This window comes from Mesorhizobium sp. G2-6-1, assembly GCF_055809095.1.
This window is the reverse complement of record NZ_CM147896.1, coordinates 3,944,637-3,962,711: the sequence shown is the minus strand read 5'-3', so window position 1 is coordinate 3,962,711 and position 18,075 is coordinate 3,944,637. Positions and strand designations below refer to the sequence as shown.

The window sequence follows — 18,075 nt, the reverse complement described above, 5'->3', positions numbered from 1 at the left end:
CCACACACAACATCATATGGAGGACATATCATGATGAACAGACGCACAATGATTGGCACGATGGGCGCGGCAGCGCTGCTATCGGGAACGACGCTCACCCGGGCGCAGACCAAGATGTATATCCCGCTGATCTCGAAAGGTTTCCAGCATCAGTTCTGGCAGGCAGTGAAAGCCGGTGCTGAAAAGGCCGCAACCGAATTCGACGTCGAGATGACCTTCGAGGGTCCCGATACCGAAGCCCAGGTTGACCGCCAGATCGACATGCTGGCGGCGGCACTTGCCAAATCGCCGGCCGCGATTGGCTTTGCAGCGCTCGATAGCCAGGCGGCGATTCCGCTGCTGAAAAAGGCCCAGGAAGCAAACATCCCGATCGTCGCTTTCGACAGCGGCGTCGACAGCGACATCCCGGTGACGACCTGCGCTACCGACAACGTCGCCGCCGCAGCGCTTGCCGCCGACAAGATGGCCGAACTGATCGGCAACACGGGCAAGGTCGCCGTGGTCGCCCACGACCAGACCAGCCGCACCGGCATCGACCGCCGCGACGGCTTCCTCGACCAGATGGCCAAGGCGCATCCCGACATCGAGGTTGTCACGGTCCAGTATGGTGCCGGCGACCAGTTGCAGTCGACCGAGGTCGCCAAGTCGATCCTGACCGCCAACCCGGACCTGAAGGGCATGTTCGGCACCAACGAAGGTTCGGCCATCGGCGTGGTCAATGCGGTACAGGAGAGCGGAGTCCAGGGCCTCGTCGTCGTTGGTTATGACAGCGGCAAGGCGCAGACAGACGCGATCCGCTCGGGTCTGATGGCGGGCGCAATCACCCAGAACCCGGTGGGCATTGGCTATGAGACGGTGAAAGCCTGCTACATGGCCGCCAAGGGCGAGTCCGTGCCGCCGATGATCGACACCGGTTTCTTCTGGTACGACAAGGACAGCATCGACGTTCCGGAAATCGCGGCCGTTCTTTACGATTGAACGATCAAAATACAGGGCGGCCGCCAAAACGTGGTCGCCCTGTCCATTTTCCCCGTGATGGAGTAAGGTCTCGATGAAATTTCTACGCTATGGTCCGGCAGGCCAAGAAAAACCAGGCGTGCTGGATAATGACGGTAGAGTTCGCGATCTGAGCAGGATCATCCCGGATTTGTCCGGTGCTGCGCTGGCACCTGAGGAGCTGGCGCGTGTCGCTGCGATGGACATCAAGACACTGCCGGTGGTGGCTGGTACTCCGCAAAAGGATTTGCGCTTGGGCGCTTGCGTTGCGGGCACCGGAAAGTTCATCTGCATTGGTCTGAATTACGCGGATCACGCCGCCGAAACAGGAGCAGCAATTCCGGCAGAACCAGTAATTTTTAACAAATGGACATCAGCCATCGTCGGCCCCGACGACGATGTGCAAATACCGCGCGGGTCGGTCAAGGCCGACTGGGAGGTCGAGTTGGGCGTCGTCATTGGCAACGGTGGTGCCTATATCGATGAGGCCGACGCGCTGTCGCATTTGGCTGGATTCTGTGTGGTCAATGACGTGTCCGAGCGGGCATTTCAGATTGAACGCGAGGGGACATGGGACAAGGGCAAAGGCTGTGACACTTTCGGTCCCATCGGACCTTGGCTGGTGACCCCTGAAGAAGTAGGGGATTTTGACAATCTGGCCATGTGGTGTGACGTGGACGACAAACGCTACCAGAACGGGTCGACCTCAACGATGGTCTATAAAGTGCCGTTCCTGATCTCCTACTGTTCGCAATTCATGTCATTGCAGCCGGGCGACGTCATTTCCACGGGCACACCGCCGGGCGTTGGCATGGGCCAAAAGCCCCCGTTTATCTGAAAGGGGGCGAGGTGATGCGGCTTGGAATCGAAAAGCTGGGTGAGCAGACACAACATGTGCGCGGAGCGGTAGCATGACCAGGATCACCAACCTGAAAACCGTCGACGTTCGATTTCCGACTTCGCAGTCGCTGGATGGTTCCGACGCAATGAACCCCGATCCGGACTATTCGGCCGCTTATGTGATACTGGAAACGGAAGGCGCACATGAAGGGCACGGATTGACCTTCACGATTGGTCGCGGGAACGAGATTTGTACAGCAGCGATCGAAGCATTGCGCCCGCTGGTGGTCGGCCTGGAAACCGACTGGATCGCTGCCGATATGGGCCGTTTCTGGCGGCATATCACATCGGACAGTCAATTACGCTGGATCGGTCCGGACAAGGGGGCCATTCATCTGGCCACAGGGGCCGTGGTCAACGCAGTGTGGGATCTTTGGGCCAGAATGGCAGGCAAACCCGTTTGGCAACTTGTCGCCGAAATGACACCCGAAGAACTGGTGCGTTGCGTCGACTTTCGGTATCTGAGCGATTGCATAACGCCCGAATGGGCGCTGGCGTTCTTGACGAAACAGGCGGAAGGCAAACAAGCTCGCATCGCCACACTCAAAGCTGAGGGGTATCCTTGTTACACAACCTCGGCCGGATGGCTTGGCTATGACGATGCCAAGCTGCGCCGCTTGTGCCGCGAGGCGGTTGATGCCGGATTCAACCATGTGAAAATGAAGGTAGGTCACGACCTGCAGGACGACATCCGCCGGCTGACCATCGCACGCGAGGAATGTGGGCCAGACGTGAACCTGATGATTGATGCCAATCAGGTCTGGGAGGTCGATCAGGCCATCGACTGGGTCAAGGCACTGTCCTTTGTGAACCCGTGGTTCATCGAAGAACCGACGAGCCCCGATGATATTGAAGGGCACCGCAAAATCCGGGAAGCTGTTGCGCCCGTAGAGGTCGCAACTGGTGAGATGTGCCAGAATCGGATCATATTCAAACAGCTGATCATGCGCGGCGCAATTGACGTGGTACAGATCGACAGCTGCCGGATGGGCGGGCTGAACGAGGTCCTGGCAGTCATGCTGATGGCCGCGAAATATGACCTGAAGGTATGCCCGCACGCCGGTGGCGTAGGTTTATGCGAATACGTCCAGCACATGTCGATGATCGATTACCTGTGCATCGCAGGCACAAGAGAAGGCCGCGTGATCGAGTTTGTCGATCACCTGCACGAGCATTTCCTGGAACCCTGTGTGATCCGCGACGCGGCCTACATGCCGCCGGAAATGCCCGGCTTTTCCATCGAGATGAAGCCTGAATCTCTGCGCAAATATGCGTTTGCAGGGGCCGATTGAATGGATATGGGACTCACGGACAAGGTCATTCTTGTCACGGGTGGCGCGTCTGGCATCGGAGCCGCCATATCTGCGTCGCTCGCCGCAGAAGGTGCCGTTCCGGTTGTTCTGGCCCGGCGTGAAGCCGATACGGAATTCATGGCACAGTTGGCCGCCAAGAAACCTGAGGCGCAGGCGATATTGACCGAACTGACGGACGACGCGCAATGCAAGGCTGCAGTTGATCAGGCAATGGCGCAATTTGGACGGATTGATGGCCTGGTCAACAATGCCGGTGCAAATGACAGCGTCGGGCTGGAAGCCGGGCCGGAGGCTTTTCGCACGTCCATCGAACGGAACCTGACACATTATTATACGATGGCGCATCTGTGCGTGCCGCATCTCAAGGCCACGAAGGGTGCAATCGTCAACATTTCATCGAAGACGGCGATCACCGGTCAGGGAAACACATCGGCCTATGCCGCAGCGAAGGGCGCCCAGCTTGCGTTGACGCGGGAATGGGCGGCAGCTCTTGCACGGGATGGGGTGCGGGTGAACGCGGTCATTCCCGCAGAAAGCATGACGCCGCTTTATGAGCGATGGATACAGACATTCGACGATCCGCAGGCGCAGCTATCTGAAATAACTCGGCGGATACCTTTGGGTCACCGCATGACCAGCCCCGGGGAACTGGCCGATCAGGTTGTGTTTTTGTTATCACCACGAGCCGGACACACGACCGGGCAATGGGTCTTCGTCGACGGCGGTTATACCCATCTGGATCGTGCGCTCGATTAGCAGTGAACCAGCTACGGGTTGAAACAAAGGCTTAAAGCACCCTGCATGAATTCCTTTGGACGCGATGTGCTTTAAATGGCCACGACACGATTCTGGAGGTCGAGGAACTGTTCACCGATACCGGTGGCACCACCAGTTACGGGCGAGGATTTGGTCATACGCTGGACGACTCCTTGTATGCGTCGACGAGGGTGGTCGCGGATTTTCGTATCTCTTCAGCAATGTAATCGGGCTTCACCAACGCCCACCCAAGGCCAAAGCAGTTTGACCCGGCCTTGTCCTTCAATACTTATCTGTTCTCACTTCAGGCGGAAACCGGTTTCTGGATTGCACAAACGACGTCACTTTTGTGACGGAACGCAGCTGCCGTGCTAAGATTTCTTCCTATGAATATAACCGACCCAACTTCGTCGGCAAATGGCTCTCAAAAAGACGCGGCGGCAATTCGCATATTTCCGCCCGCTGTTCCACTATTGACGGTTTTTGTTGGAATAGCGATGGGGCGTGTATTCCCGTTTGGTTCAAATCTGATGCTGCAAGCGCCGCTTAGGTATTGGGTGGGCGGGGCAATCATTCTCGCAGCAGTTTACCTGCTCGGCTTCAAAGCGGTTCGGACTATGCGTCGTTCGGGACAGTCGGAAAATCCCTACAAGAAAACCACCGAAATCATAGAGACTGGGCCATTCAGGCTGACACGCAACCCAATGTATTTGCAAATGGTGCTGGTCTGCATCGGCTTTGCGGTCTTGCTCGCCAATCTTTGGATATTGATGCTCACGCCATTATGCGCGATGGCTTTATATTTTTTGGTGATCCTTCCCGAAGAAAATTACCTCGAACGAAAATTCGGCGACACCTATCTTGATTACAAGAGGCGAGTGCGCCGCTGGATATAGGCGCTTTCCGAACCGAAGCTGTTCTACATAGGCTCTGGTCACTGCCTCGCGCATCATCATCCGCGTGTCGCCATCCGCTTTTGGCTCGCCGACATATGTGCCGCCAGAAGTTCGTCGGCCTTCACAACCATGGGGGACGCGAATTTCCTCTGCTTGAGCGCATCTCGGGCGGAGGCCATGTCGGCGTTTAGAAGTTCGATCTCGTGCTCGATGTCGGACTCATCGAGAGGAAGGTCGTGGCACCATTCCAGAGTCTGATTGATGCAGGTCTGAAAATACTCACGTGCGATGGCATGAACTTCTTCGGGAGGTAGAGACTGAAACATGACACGTACGCAATAGACGGGTCGAAGCTATTGCTCAGGACACTGCATCAAAGGATTGCCGTCGATCTCAACGTGGTCGAGAGCGAAGTCCTAACTTCCGATCTGCCAACAACAGGACGCAAACTGATCGGGAACACCGCACGGAAGTAGAAAATATCCCCACGCTGCTGCAATCGCTGGTTCTCATAACGCGCCATGCCGTCTCCTATGGCCAACAAAGTGTGCCAGAGCCGAAATTCATAGGCCTAATGCTCTTGAAAAGATCAGCAATTTCAAAAGGTTCTCTGGAAATTGGCGAGGCAGGCGGGGCTGTGATCGAACCTTCTCTCGGTTGATGGGTGGGCGGTTTGCTCCGCCCGAACCCGTTCGTTGGGCGGTTCTTATGCCGGCTCGGTCAAACGTTTCAGGATGTCCAGCATGGCCTGGGACTGATCGGTGTGGTGATGTGCCAGCCTCCATTCCCCGTTCAGCCGCCGGTAAACGTTGGTCACCCGGTGATTGATCGTGGCCGTGTGGCCGGCGATGACAAGCGTTCCGGTCTCGATCCCGGTCTCCATCGCCATGTCGGATCCTGCGACGATCTGTTGATCCAGAAGCTTGATTTCGCCGCCGCCGGCAATATTGGCGACTTTGGCAAAGCTTTCGATCACTGTTTCATGCCCCTGATCGCGTCCCCCGATCGGGTGTTGTGCCGACACCTCCTCGCCTTGGTGCCAGACATCGGACATGGGCGCGGCGTCGCCGGCGGCCATGCGGTTGAGCGCGTCGTAGAATCTGGCCGAAGCGGCCTGGACTTGGGTCATTGCAGACATGGTTAGTCTCCTTTCTTGAGGATGAGAGAAACTGGTCCCGCCCCAACCGCGTTCGCTCATGATTGGTGGGCTCGGTGGGGTGGGGCCGGCTCAGCTGTCTTGCACTTCGACGACAGGCTTTACCGCGGCAAAGAATTCAGCCCGAGGGTTGGTCTTCGGGTATGGCTCGTCCGGCACCTCGACGCCGAGGAAATCGCACAGTGGCCTCCACCCGTCGCTTGCGCTGAACACAAGGACCTGCCCGTCCGGTGCAAGCTGACGCACAGCGGCCGCGTTCGCCCGGTAGGCGGCAAGGATGCCGTCCCGGTCGGTCCGCCCGCCAAGGGCCTTTCCGATGATCACCCTGTCGATCATCTCGAACCAGGGGCGGCGCGCTTCGGGCCAGGATGCTGTGTCGAGGATCAACGGCAGGATTGTTTGCGAGAAACTCGCATACCACCGCTCGGCTTCACGGTCGGACAGGATGACCTTCGCTCCGGGTGTCTCCGCAAGGACCTCCTGCCAGAAGGCCGAAACCGGAAAATCGACCGCCGCGCGGAAACCATCGAATATCCGCTCGAAATCCGGGCGGCCCTGCGTGGCCTCGGTCCAAAGCCTGATTTGCTCGGCGTTGTCGATCACCTCGGACATGTGGTGGCAGGGCCCGAAACCCAGACGCTCGAGCGCCGCCTTCAATGAGTAGGTACCTGTTCGCCCAAATCCGGCACCAACGATTTCGAGTGTCATCGCCCCCTAATCTCCTGTATGAATGAAATTTATCAAGATCGCCTGCTTGACTCGTTCTGGCGAGGATTAGACATCTGATGCCCTATTTTGTCTAACGAAACGATTTCATATGCCATGAATGAAATTGATCTGCATCGTGTCGACCTCAATCTGCTTGTGATTTTCGAGTCTCTCATGGAGACCCGCAGTGTCACCACGACCGCCGAAAGGATCGGGCGCACACAATCGGCCGTCAGCCATGCGCTAGCCCGGTTGAGAGACCAGCTTGGCGACCCACTGCTGGTCCGGGTGGGCGGCACGATGCAATCCAGCCCGTTTGCTGAGATGATCGTGGAAGATGTACGCCCAATCCTTCGCAGCATACGCAGGGTGATCGCGCCGCGGTCCCTGTTCGACCCCGCCACAAGCGACCGGGTCTTCCGGGTCGCCATGCCGACATTGACGAAGGTAATCGCAGAGGTCTCTGCCCGGGTCGAGGCCGAGGCGCCGAACGTGAAGATTGAATGGCTGCCGGCGCATCACGATGTCTATGCGGCCCTCAGCGAGGGCCTGATCGATCTGGCTCACCTTGGCGGCAGGCCGCGCCTGCCCGAAGGGCTCGAACAGCAGGTCATGGAACCCTTTTCCTGGGTGACCTTCGCACGAAAGGATCACCCGGCCTGCGCTAGATGGGGCATTGAGGCATGGCAGAGTTTTCCGCATCTGATGGTCAACGTCACGCGGTCGATGCAGAATCCCTTCCCCGTCATGCCCGAAGGCGACGCAGGCGCACGTCGCGTCAGCGCAATGATCGGAGATTCGGCTGGCGTGGCGTCTCTGCTTGCGCAGTCGGACTTCCTGGCAACATTCCCGGCCGTGCTTCTGGCGTGGGACATGGAGGCCTTTGGGTTGCGCGCGATGAAGCCACCCCTCATCCTCGATCCGGTTCTTGTCCGCTTCTTCTGGAGCTCGCGCCTTGCCAACGATGCCGGCGGCACCTGGATACGGTCGATCGTAATAGAGGCTTATCGGCAGGTTCAGTCCGAGGCAGAAAAACGCCTTTCCGGCAAAATTCTGCTTCAGCCTGCATGACATCACATGAACCGATGCACAATCCGGGCAGGATACAGCGTCGTGTGCGAGAATATGGCGCATGCCGTCAAACCGAAGATCACATAGCGACGTGAAAAATTCGATCCCCGTCGTGCAAGATGGCGGAGAGAGCGTCCGCCATATATATGGCTCAACACATCTTAGTATGTTACAATTCGTGTCAATAAAGAAAGGTAATACAACACGTTGTGCGTCGTTTCAATTTCACTTAATCTTATTTCGTCTCATTGCAGCTTACCGATGATGTGGGGCTAGATGTGGGGCGAAGCGATGGTGAAAGTAACGAAATGGCCTTGTTGACTGATGCAAAGGTGCGAAGCCTGAAACCTGGTGATAAGCCGGTAGCGGCGGGGTTGGTGCCGGGATTGTATCTATTCCCAGGTTCAACCCGTGGTCAGGGAAAATGGATATTGCGCTTCGTGTCGCCCATGACCGCCAAACGGCGCGATATGGGACTTGGATCATATCCGGATATCGGAATTGCTCACGCCAGAAGAACGGCCTCAATCTGTCGTGAGCAGATTGCTGAGGGCAGGGACCCGATCGAAGCTCGACGGCTAGAGGAAGCGGAACAACGGCTCTTGCAGGAAACGCCGACGTTTGAAGTTGCGGCGCGTCGTGTACATCAGGAAATCAAGGCTGGCTTCCGAAATCACAAACATTCCGACCAATGGATAAACACGCTGATAACTTATGTCTTTCCGGTGATTGGTGATCGTCAGGTAAGTGAGCTTCGGGCATCTGATTTCGCTGATGCTCTGCGACCCATTTGGTTGTCCAAGCCTGAAACCGCGTCGAGGGTGCGTCAACGTTGCGATACGGTGATGAACTGGTGCGCAGCGCACGATTTCATAGTTGCTAGCCCTGTTGGCGTAGTTAGCAAGCTTCTTGCCAAACAACCGGGTACAAGAGAAAGGGTCCTTCATCACCCAGCTCTTCCATGGCGCAATGTGCCAAAGTTTGTAAATTCGATCTTGAGGGACGGGAAGAGTTCTGATGGCAAGCAAATGCTGGAATTGCTGATCCTTACGGCCGCCCGTTCAGGTGAAATACGTGGGATGCGCTGGGATGAGATCGACCGAGAAAATGCGATCTGGACGGTGCCGGCTGTGCGGATGAAGGCCAAAGCACCCCATCGTGTTCCACTTGTCACGCGGGCGGGGGAACTACTCGCACGACGTTGTCAAAGCCGTGGTGATTGTCCTTTGGTCTTTTCCTCGCGGCGAAACACCCCTCTCAGTGACATGGTGTTGACCAAGTTATTGCGTGATGCCGAAATCAAGAGTGATACTCCCGGACGGACCGCAACTGCACACGGTTTTCGCTCGGCGTTCCGTGATTGGGCGTCAGAAAATGGTTACGCCAGGGATATTGCAGAACGAGCGCTTGCTCATACCATCAGGGACTCCACCGAGGCTGCCTACCACCGCACGGACTTGCTCGAAGCGCGTCGCAAGATGATGGAGGCTTGGGGGCAAGTGATTGATGGGGATTGGGAGTAACGAGGTGATCGCACTTTCGACCTATATGAAGGGACTGTCTGATGTTTTTGTGTGTGAGGCCCGTTATCATTATCTGATGACGGACCTTTCGCCAGATATGACGACAAAGTGGGCTTTTGCTTCATTCATTCGGCGCAGTGAAATTTCACCGAACCGCAACCCTACGATGACGTGATTTCATACACCTGATTTCGCTATGTATTCAAGTGCTTACATGAGGTTGCGACCAACGGAATTTGCATCCCAAGGGACATATTAACTTGTGCTACCCAATCAACACGATTAGGCGACACGACAACGGTCAAAGTTGGGTGAAAAATTACATTCATAGTCTCAATTGACTACGTCGGACTCTTTAGTCGTCATTCAGGAAGGATTCGCTATGCGCGTGGCACTCCCAACCGCTATCGCCTCTCAACCAAGTGGAACTTTCGGCAGCCTTCAATGCTTGTTGTTTCCCGTTCATAGTGACCGTTTGCTGGACAATATAGGCGATTATCGCAACGTCTGAGTTTGGAATGGTCACATTGATATCATTGAAGGCATAGGACTCTAGCGTCCACTTGCCTTCCTCCGTCATCTTTCTCATCATGGCTTTCGGTATGCTCGTCACTCCTTGCGCACCCGTGACCAAAGCTTGCGTTCCGGAAAGCTCAGCTGTGCGAGCTCCGTCCTTGTTCTTCATCGCGTCCCAATAGGATTTCTCCAGAGCGATGACTTCGTCCTTTGTGGGTTTTGAATTGGCTGACATAGGAAACCTCCAAATAACGAGTTCGCTCTCTAAAGTACTGGTTGCAACAACGTTGATTGCAGCAAAATTGTTCCCAATCGCTGCTCCAATCAGGCAGTGAATTGCAGCCAAATATCCGTTTCTGAGCCATCGGTTCGTGACCGCCCATGTGGAGGAACCCGAACGCAAAGGCCAACGCGCAACTGCATGATACCAAGGGTCATGACATTTGACCGACATGAGCCCATTTACGCATTCCGATTGAGGTGATGGACTTCGGCTGGGCAAGCAGTTTCTGCCAAGCGTCGCACGCTGCATCGATGATGTCTTCATAGATGTCGAAGACGCGATTGGAGAGCCAGTTGGCGCGCAGATATTGCCAGATGTTTTCGACCGGGTTCAATTCCGGTGCGCGGGAGGGCAGGAAGATCGGCGTGATATTCCTGGGCACGTTGAGCTTTGCTGTGGTGTGCCATCCGGCGCGATCCATGAGCAGCACCGCATGCGCACCTGTGGCGACGTGACGGCTGATCTCGTCGATGTGCAACTGCATGGCGTCGGTGTCGGCAAACGGGAGGGCAAGGGCCGCGCCCTTGCCCCGTGCCGGGCAGATGGCGCCGAACAAATAGGCGTTCTTGTAGCGCTGGTCGGCAGGCTGGCGCGGCCTGGTGCCGCGTCTTGCCCATTGCCGGACGATGCCGTTCTTCTGGCCGATCCTGGCTTCGTCCTGGAACCATATCTCGACAGGTTTGCCTTTCGGCAAGTCGGCCAAGTGCGCCTTCAGCGTGCGCGGGAAGTTTTTATAAGCCTCGATGATCTCGACATCCTGTGCGGGATGTCGTGGTCGCGCACTCATGTGGGAGAAGCCGAGTTCCTTCAAGAGCTTGCCGACATAGCGTTCGTGATAATCGACGCCGAAACGCCCCTTGATGACTTTCTGCAGGTCGATCCGACGCCAGCGCACCACGCCGTCAATGGCACGGTCCGGGCCCTTCTCCACGAGAGGTCGCCAGTTCCACCTTCTGCGCGGGCGACAGCCGCGATGACGGCCCCGGCGACCAGCGGTTGAGAAGTCCGTCCGGGCCTGCTGTGTTGAAACGGTGCACCCAGTCGCGCAGCGTCTGGCGGTCCATGCCTCCGACCCGCGCCGCATCGGCCCGGCTCATCCCCTCAACCAAAGCCGCAAGCGACAAAAGTCGCCGGCTTTGGTTGGTGTTTTTGAACTCTTCGCAAGCCGACGAAGCTCGGCCGCCGAGTAGTCCGCTCGATACTTTACCGCTGATCCCATCGCCGAATCTCCTTCGACAACATGGAATCACGCTTCGGCGAACCCCGAAATCACAAAAGAGTCAGCACCCGCGACCGTTGGTATGAGTATGGAGATCCACTCAACTGGACTGGCGGTTGATGTTGTCGGATGCTCGGGTGCCTTGTCGATCGTCGCAACGATCCGAAACCGCTCGTCCGGCAGCGGCGCAACCACCATCAATCCTGTGGGTGAAAAGAACAAGTCGACCTCCTCGCGCGGAAATGGCCAGTCCAGCCTAACGTCAGCCAAAACGAAGCTTTCTTCATAAGCACCGCCCTCGAAGCCAACGTCGGCGGCCTCACGCGCGATGCTGTGTGCCCCATCACAACCGATAACCCAGTCCGCCCGGATCGTTTGCGACTCGCCATTACGCTGCACCGTGACCTTGACGCCATCGTCCTGCGGCTCGATCTTAATCACTTCAGTCGGGCGTATCACCTTGCCACCCAGCGTTCGGAGCCGATCAAGAAGAATGGCCTCGGTCTTGTTCTGGGGGCACATGATCGTAAATGGGTATGGTGTATCAAGTCCTGCGAAGCTTACCTCCATCAACACCTTGTCGCGATCGCGTACCCGGAAGATCGGAATTTTCACATGAGGTCAGATGCAACGCCCAACGGCGTGAGTACTTCCAGGGTTCGCGCATGCACCACCGCCGCGCGCGATGTATTTGCTCCTTCGACCTGTCGGTCCAGCAGCAATGGTGTCACTCCCAGTCGATATAGCTCCGCGCAAAGTGCGAGCCCGCTCGGCCCTGCGCCAACGACCAGAATGTCTGTGTGAGATGGGAACATGGTCATGGTGACATCCTCCGGTAGACGCAATAGTGTGAATCTTCACCCAACTTGGAAACTAGAATAAAATTGGTTTTATCATTCTGATACAGAACCATAAATTGACATTTTCGTAGGAACAAAAATTGCATTGGTCGTCCCCCTGCCGGCGCCCAAAAACTTTGCGGGATCAGCTGAACGATGTTCCGCAGTCAAGGGTTACAGTGCGGTGCAATTTCACAACCGCCCTATTTGGCGTGCCCGACTTTGGCATGGCATTTGTCAGCTCCGCCACTCTGCGATGCCAGTTAGATTTCAGCACGTTCCTTGTGGTTCAAAACACAAGATTTCAGCCTTTAAAGGAACGTTATCCGACACACCGCGTTTGGGTTCAAAGGTCTTGGGTCTGTTGCTCCGGATGAGCGTGTGACGGCTGCTTGATCGTCCAAGCATTTCAAGGTGTTTCTCATGTACCGAATTGTTCTCTCGTGGATCGTCATCCTGTTGGGTATCGTGTTCGCTGGCGGTGGTGCCTATCTCATGGCACTTGGCGGCTCCTGGTATTATTTCGTCGCAGGCATTGGGCTGATGGGATCGGGTTGGGCGCTGTTTTCACGCAAACAGTACGGTCTTGCCATCTATGGGCTGGTTCTGCTCGGCACTATCGTTTGGAGCCTATGGGAGGTGGGTTTTGACTGGTGGGCTTTGTCCGCGCGTGGCAGCCTGCTCATCGTGATGGGTGCATTGCTGCTGCTGCCTGTGATGGTGAGATCCCTGCATTCTCCCGATGTCGGTTGGCAACGGTATCGAATGGGCAGCGGTATATTGGCAGCAACACTCGTTTTGAGCGCAGTGGTCGGCGTCTACTCGATGTTTCAAAACCCGCATGATCAAAGCGGTGCTTTCTCCAGCAAGCAGATGGCCGCGACAAACGTCAGCGACACAAATGTGCCCGACGGCGAATGGCGCGCTTATGGACGCACCGCAGCAGGCCGGCGCTACTCGCCGCTCAGTCAGATCACGCCGGACAATGTCGACAAGCTTGAGGTTGCCTGGACTTATCACACAGGCGACATTCGCGGTCCCAACGATCCCGGTGAAGCAACCTATGAGGTCACACCTCTGATGATCGACGGCACGGTCTACATCTGTACGCCGCACAATCTGGTGATCGCCCTGGACGCAGTGACTGGCAAACAGAAGTGGAAATTCGATCCGCATCTCAAGCAAACGGCCAAGCAAACGACTCAGCACCTGACTTGCCGCGGCGTTTCCTACTTCGACGGCACGGCCGTTCCAGCCGCACCTTCCAGCCAGCAGCCTGGAGACACTGCCTCGAGAAATATGGATCAGCAGGAAGGAGCCGCCCTGTCTGCAGCCAATGAAAAAGAGAGCAACCTTGTCGCCAACAGTGCGGCCGAGGTGACCACGCAGGCCGCCGGTGTCCCTCAAAACATCGTCACCGGGCAAGCCAAGAAGGGCGCGCCCAACCCCGAGGTGGACCGGAAGGATGTGACCAGAACAACTTCAGTGCGCACAGACTGCGTGAAACGATTGTTTGCGCCGACTTCGGACGGTCGTCTGATCTCGATCAGCGCCAATACCGGCAAGATCTGCCCGGGCTTCGGCGGTGGCGACGGGACGATCAACCTGTGGGCCAACATGCCCAATATCACGCCCGGCTCGATCTATTCTACGTCTCCGCCGGTTGTCACGGACCACCTTGTTATCGTCGGTGGCGCGGTCAACGACAACGTCGCGACCACTTCACCCTCGGGCGTGATCCGCGCATATGATGTCAATACCGGCGAACTGGTGTGGAATTTCGACTCCAGGAAACCCGAAGACACGCAGCCGATCGCCAATGGTCAGACCTATTCGGAAAACGCTCCTAATTCGTGGAGCGTATCGAGTTACGATCCCGAACTCCACATGATCTATCTACCGATGGGCAACCAGTCACCTGACCAGTATGGCGTCGGTCACAGCGATGCTGTCGAGAAATACTCTTCATCGATCCTGGCGCTAGATGCCAATACGGGCAAACCGGCATGGGTGTTCCAGACCGTTCACCACGACCTTTGGGATATGGACGTTCCGGCTCAGCCGAGCCTGATCGACCTGACAATCGATGGGGTGAAAGTGCCAGCTCTGGTCGCACCAACCAAGCAGGGTGAGATTTATGTACTAAATCGCAAAACAGGCGAGCCCGTTCTACCGGTCACCGAGGAGCCCGCACCTGAAGGTGCAGTCAAGGGCGACTTCACGGCTCCTACCCAGCCTGTCTCGGCAATCTCATTCAAGCCAAAGCCGTTGACCGAAAAGGATATGTGGGGGGCAACGCCGCTCGACGAACTCGCCTGCCGTATCGCCTTCCGAAAAATGGACTATCAGGGCCGATACACACCTCCAACGGAAAAGGGCTCGATCATCTATCCAGGCAATTTCGGCGCATTCAATTGGGGCGCTGTAGCAGTAGACCCCAATCGGCAGATCATATTCGGTATGCCTGTCTACCTGGCGTTCACATCAAAGATGATACCTCGTCCCGATAAATTTGCCCGCGTCGTGACCAAGGACGGCGAGGCTGTGTTCAACGAGAATTTTGGCGCGCCCTACGCCGCCAAAATGGGCGCGTTCTTGTCGCCGATCGGCTTGCCCTGTCAGTCGCCGCCGTGGGGCTACGTGGCCGGAGTTGATCTCACCACCGGAAAGACGGTCTACAAACATGTCAACGGCACGGTGCGCGATCTCTCGCCGATACCCCTGCCCTTCAAGATGGGCGTGCCAGGCATTGGCGGGCCGATCATTACCAAGGGTGGTGTCGCCTTCCTGTCGGGTACGCTCGACTACTATGTGCGCGGCTACAATCTCAGGACCGGCGAGGAGATCTGGCGTGACAGGCTACCTGCAGGCGGGCAGGCAACACCTTCAACCTATGAAGGCTCCGATGGACGTCAGTACCTTGTAGTCGTTGCCGGCGGCCATGGTTCGACGGGCACGCAAGCCGGCGACGCCATCATCGCCTATGCATTGCCCAAGTCGGGCTGAATAGCGGCGCTCATGCGATACCTCGCCTGCCAAACAGGCTCGCATCATGAGCGGTTCCAATTGAACCAGAGCCCAGTTGGCGAAGAACGCTCCACTGAATGCCCGGTAATTTTGGGATCGAAACTATCGGGCATTCAAATGTCGGAAAGGCAAAACAATGAAATTGAGATTTGCTCTATCAGCCGCAGCCATTTCGTTTGGTGTCTTGCTACATACGAGCGCATTTTCGCAAACCGATGCTGAGCCTAATGAAGGCAGCACGTTGGCACAGGATTGTCGCGCTAACCCCGGGAATGGCCCGGGGAATAACGATAATGTTGGCGACACCGAGAATTTGACCGAGCAACTTGATCGTTGCAATGGCGTGATCAAACCCCCGAAAGTCGGGGATCAAGAAATTGTCGAGCCGGCCCCCCACGTCGGCACGACGCCGATTATCCCGCCTGGCGCTTTGCCGGAGCAAAATAAAGATGCTGTTACAGACGGGAACGGTTCCAAAACCAAAAAGGCAATCGATGCCGGATCGGGCGTCGATCAAATCGTGGCGGCAATTGGGAATTCATCCCAGGTTGCCGAGCAATTGGAGGCCTCCCACGACCAATCCCCAATCAACATCGTCAATATTTCCGTCGTGTTTCAAGGAGCCAAGACAGCCATCCTGAAGACATCGCTGCGCGAACATGAGAATGGCTTGGATAAGTTGCGCTCAGTGTTGTCGGCCAACCAGTTTTGGTCGCATGAACTCGCAGCCAAGGACGTGGCCGTCAAATTCATTGTCGCTGCGCAAATCGAGGACGATGACTCGATCACCGTATTCGTGCGATGAAAAATCGCACTGCTGGGCCTCAAAGCGAAAGCTTGCGAGGCCACAAAAACAGCGTGAAGGCCAAGAATATTGTGGAGCAATCGTGACTGTCCCACTCTGAAGGTTTTGGTTTTTTTGGCTGGTAGCGCCTTCTGGAGCGCCAACGCGGCTCTTTGGCTGGTGATCCGTCAAACAAATATGGCCGTTTTCTCAATCGTCACCAATCCTGCGCATCAGCACGGTGCGGCGGGCGACGTAACCGAGCGTCGATCCCTGCACGATAACGCTGAACAATACGACAGCATAAGTTGCAGCAAGGATCGTTGGCTTTGCGGGGTCTTCGGGAATTGCAAGCGCCAGCGCAATCGAGATGCCGCCGCGGATGCCCGCCCAGGTCAGAAAAAACACATTACGCGTTGACATCAACCGGTTCGCAAAGGGCATTAATGTGGGGGCTCCTACGGCAAGAAATCGGGCGGCGACCACGATTGGAATGGCCACCCCCGCTGCAAGTAATGCGCCCGTGTCGAACCGTAGAATCAGCACCTCCAGACCGATCAACAGAAACAGGAGCGAATTCAAAACCTCATCGATGATTGTCCACAGGCCGAAGACATAGGTTTCGGTGCGGTCGCTCATGGCGTCGCGGGGGCCGCGATATCCGATCAACAGGCCGGCGGCAACCACGGCAAGCGGCCCACTCATGTGAAGTCGCTGGGCGAGCGCATAAGTCGCGGTAACAAGGGCTAATGAAATGAGTACCTCGATTGCGTAATCGTCGATGACGCGCATGCCCCAGTAGGCAATGTAGCCCGTCACCATGCCAAGAAGGAGGCCGCCTCCAGCTTCGACGATCAGAAGTTCTGCGACGGCCGAGGTGCTGATGCGCTCGCCGCTGGCTCCTGTAGCAAACGCCAGCAGTATCGTGAACACTACAATACCTACGCCGTCATTGAACAACGACTCGCCCCGCATCTCGACCTCGATGCTTGCGGGAACTTTTACATTCTTGAGTGTGCTCATGACCGCCACCGGATCCGTTGGACTGATGAGGGCGCCAAAAACCAACGCCCAAGGCAGTGTCAGCGACTGGCCAAGGAAACCCGCCACCTGCCAGAACAAAACCCCGACGATGAAGGTCGAAGCGATCGTGCTGAAGGTCGCAAGCACGATCACCGGTACCGCGCGGCTGAACAGCTTTCTCAGATCGACATGGAGCGCGCCCGCGAACAGCAGAAATGCCAGTATCCCGTTCATGACGAACGCGGTGAAGTCGATCTGTAGCAAGGTTTTGGTCAGAGGCTCGAACAACTGCTGGTTCGGCAGCATAAAGTCTATGGCGACAAGAATGAGGGAAACCACAACGCTCATGGTGAGAAGGCCGATCGTGTGCGGCATCGGGAGAAACTTGTGATTGATCCACCCAAGTGCCGCTGAAAGCGTCAGAAGCAAAGCGGACATTTCAAAGATCGACAGCATCGGCTTTTTCCCAATGGTAGTGAGCAATATCCAGTCTGCGTGGATGTTGTCGCTGGAGGCATTTTGGCGTCCAGGTTCTCGATGTTCAGTGTGAGTGCGAACCAATCCACCTCTGGTGCGTTAAGGACACGAATTGACTGTTACGCAATTCCTTCTGTCCCACACATACATAAGGACGTTTTCATGACCAAGAAACAGGTTCCAGCAAACGCTCTCGTCGTCGTTGGCACAGGCAAAGGTGCCAAATTCTTCCGTAATGCGGGCGACCGCAACACTATCGAACTGGAGCCGGATGGCCAGATGAATGCCGGTGATATGGCGGATGACGGTCCGGCGGGCAAAAGCCCTCCGGAGCAATCCGGTAAAGAATCAATGGAGGCTACGTTTTCCAAACAATTGGCCAACCGGCTATACACCATGGTGCATGCGGGGAAATTCGACGATCTCGTACTTGTTCTAGATCCCGATACTTTGGGCGAAGTCCGGCCTCTATTGCACCAGGAAGTTCAAGACAGGCTGCGGTTTGATTTGGCCAAAACACTGACCAACAATTCCACCGATGACATCTTGAAATCCCTGAAAGCCGCATTGTGAGGTGACACCATCTGC

At 56.3% G+C, this 18,075-nt stretch carries 18 protein-coding genes and 2 pseudogenes; 10 read left to right on the top strand and 10 right to left on the bottom strand.

Annotation, left to right across the window (positions count from 1 at the left end; all coding sequences use genetic code 11):
* The first annotated feature begins 30 nt into the window (after nucleotides 1-30).
* From AC0L7S_RS19270 to AC0L7S_RS19250, 5 genes and pseudogenes are all read left to right on the top strand, one after another.
* Nucleotides 31-978 (top strand): substrate-binding domain-containing protein, encoded by a 948-nt coding sequence (locus AC0L7S_RS19270; protein WP_473472471.1) that lies wholly within the window; start codon nucleotides 31-33, stop codon nucleotides 976-978.
* Nucleotides 979-1,051: 73 nt separating this feature from the next.
* A pseudogene (locus AC0L7S_RS19265) lies at nucleotides 1,052-1,911 on the top strand (fumarylacetoacetate hydrolase family protein).
* Nucleotides 1,908-3,188, top strand: a complete 1,281-nt coding sequence (locus AC0L7S_RS19260; RefSeq protein ID WP_473472470.1) for an L-fuconate dehydratase — start codon at nucleotides 1,908-1,910, stop codon at nucleotides 3,186-3,188. The pseudogene AC0L7S_RS19265 and the gene AC0L7S_RS19260 overlap by 4 nt, the downstream one beginning before the upstream one ends.
* Complete coding sequence (locus AC0L7S_RS19255; RefSeq protein ID WP_473472469.1) at nucleotides 3,189-3,965, top strand: L-fucose dehydrogenase; 777 nt, start codon at nucleotides 3,189-3,191, stop codon at nucleotides 3,963-3,965.
* A 530-nt stretch (nucleotides 3,966-4,495) separates the two neighbouring features.
* Complete coding sequence (locus tag AC0L7S_RS19250; RefSeq protein ID WP_473472468.1) at nucleotides 4,496-4,861, top strand: methyltransferase family protein; 366 nt, start codon at nucleotides 4,496-4,498, stop codon at nucleotides 4,859-4,861.
* Nucleotides 4,862-4,917: 56 nt separating this feature from the next.
* On the opposite strand, the gene AC0L7S_RS19245 is transcribed toward AC0L7S_RS19250, so the two are convergent.
* The 4 genes from AC0L7S_RS19245 to AC0L7S_RS19230 all read right to left on the bottom strand — a co-directional run bounded on the left by AC0L7S_RS19245 (nucleotide 4,918) and on the right by AC0L7S_RS19230 (nucleotide 6,725).
* The gene (locus AC0L7S_RS19245) at nucleotides 4,918-5,187 is read right to left on the bottom strand and encodes a hypothetical protein (RefSeq protein WP_473472467.1); all 270 of its coding nucleotides are present in this window, start codon (nucleotides 5,185-5,187) and stop codon (nucleotides 4,918-4,920) included.
* A gap of 47 nt (nucleotides 5,188-5,234) precedes the next feature.
* Nucleotides 5,235-5,384: a DUF6538 domain-containing protein gene (locus AC0L7S_RS19240; RefSeq protein ID WP_473472466.1), complete on the bottom strand. Its 150-nt coding sequence runs from the start codon at nucleotides 5,382-5,384 to the stop codon at nucleotides 5,235-5,237.
* A 183-nt stretch (nucleotides 5,385-5,567) separates the two neighbouring features.
* Nucleotides 5,568-5,999, bottom strand: coding sequence for a YybH family protein (locus tag AC0L7S_RS19235; RefSeq protein WP_473472465.1), 432 nt, complete (start codon nucleotides 5,997-5,999; stop codon nucleotides 5,568-5,570).
* A 90-nt stretch (nucleotides 6,000-6,089) separates the two neighbouring features.
* Nucleotides 6,090-6,725, bottom strand: coding sequence for a sulfotransferase family protein (locus AC0L7S_RS19230; RefSeq protein WP_473472464.1), 636 nt, complete (start codon nucleotides 6,723-6,725; stop codon nucleotides 6,090-6,092).
* A 114-nt stretch (nucleotides 6,726-6,839) separates the two neighbouring features.
* Between AC0L7S_RS19230 and AC0L7S_RS19225 the strand changes: the two genes are divergently transcribed.
* Entirely contained in the window at nucleotides 6,840-7,796 is a 957-nt protein-coding gene (locus tag AC0L7S_RS19225) for a LysR family transcriptional regulator (protein WP_473472463.1), read from the top strand.
* Between the two features lie 248 nt (nucleotides 7,797-8,044).
* Nucleotides 8,045-9,319: a tyrosine-type recombinase/integrase gene (locus AC0L7S_RS19220; protein ID WP_473472462.1), complete on the top strand. Its 1,275-nt coding sequence runs from the start codon at nucleotides 8,045-8,047 to the stop codon at nucleotides 9,317-9,319.
* 355 nt (nucleotides 9,320-9,674) lie between these two features.
* On the opposite strand, the gene AC0L7S_RS19215 is transcribed toward AC0L7S_RS19220, so the two are convergent.
* From AC0L7S_RS19215 to AC0L7S_RS19195, 5 genes and pseudogenes are all read right to left on the bottom strand, one after another.
* Nucleotides 9,675-10,181, bottom strand: a complete 507-nt coding sequence (locus AC0L7S_RS19215; RefSeq protein WP_473472461.1) for a nuclear transport factor 2 family protein — start codon at nucleotides 10,179-10,181, stop codon at nucleotides 9,675-9,677.
* Between the two features lie 88 nt (nucleotides 10,182-10,269).
* Nucleotides 10,270-11,094, bottom strand: a pseudogene (locus AC0L7S_RS19210) (IS630 family transposase); the annotation flags it as partial.
* Nucleotides 11,021-11,215, bottom strand: coding sequence for a helix-turn-helix domain-containing protein (locus tag AC0L7S_RS19205; RefSeq protein WP_473472460.1), 195 nt, complete (start codon nucleotides 11,213-11,215; stop codon nucleotides 11,021-11,023). The gene AC0L7S_RS19205 and the pseudogene AC0L7S_RS19210, both read right to left, overlap by 74 nt.
* Nucleotides 11,216-11,364: 149 nt before the next feature.
* On the bottom strand, nucleotides 11,365-11,952 hold the full coding sequence (locus tag AC0L7S_RS19200; protein ID WP_473472459.1) for an FAD-dependent monooxygenase: 588 nt from the start codon (nucleotides 11,950-11,952) through the stop codon (nucleotides 11,365-11,367).
* Nucleotides 11,949-12,158: an FAD-dependent monooxygenase gene (locus AC0L7S_RS19195; RefSeq protein WP_473472458.1), complete on the bottom strand. Its 210-nt coding sequence runs from the start codon at nucleotides 12,156-12,158 to the stop codon at nucleotides 11,949-11,951. Before AC0L7S_RS19195 ends, AC0L7S_RS19200 begins: the two co-directional genes overlap by 4 nt.
* A gap of 441 nt (nucleotides 12,159-12,599) precedes the next feature.
* Between AC0L7S_RS19195 and AC0L7S_RS19190 the strand changes: the two genes are divergently transcribed.
* Together AC0L7S_RS19190 and AC0L7S_RS19185 are read left to right on the top strand one after the other, a co-directional pair.
* Entirely contained in the window at nucleotides 12,600-15,182 is a 2,583-nt protein-coding gene (locus AC0L7S_RS19190; RefSeq protein ID WP_473472457.1) for a glucose/quinate/shikimate family membrane-bound PQQ-dependent dehydrogenase, read from the top strand.
* A 334-nt stretch (nucleotides 15,183-15,516) separates the two neighbouring features.
* Nucleotides 15,517-16,008, top strand: coding sequence for a hypothetical protein (locus AC0L7S_RS19185; protein WP_473472456.1), 492 nt, complete (start codon nucleotides 15,517-15,519; stop codon nucleotides 16,006-16,008).
* A gap of 189 nt (nucleotides 16,009-16,197) precedes the next feature.
* On the opposite strand, the gene AC0L7S_RS19180 is transcribed toward AC0L7S_RS19185, so the two are convergent.
* Nucleotides 16,198-17,466 (bottom strand): cation:proton antiporter, encoded by a 1,269-nt coding sequence (locus AC0L7S_RS19180; RefSeq protein WP_473472455.1) that lies wholly within the window; start codon nucleotides 17,464-17,466, stop codon nucleotides 16,198-16,200.
* A gap of 183 nt (nucleotides 17,467-17,649) precedes the next feature.
* Between AC0L7S_RS19180 and AC0L7S_RS19175 the strand changes: the two genes are divergently transcribed.
* Entirely contained in the window at nucleotides 17,650-18,060 is a 411-nt protein-coding gene (locus AC0L7S_RS19175) for a host attachment family protein (RefSeq protein WP_473472454.1), read from the top strand.
* Nucleotides 18,061-18,075: the final 15 nt, after the last annotated feature.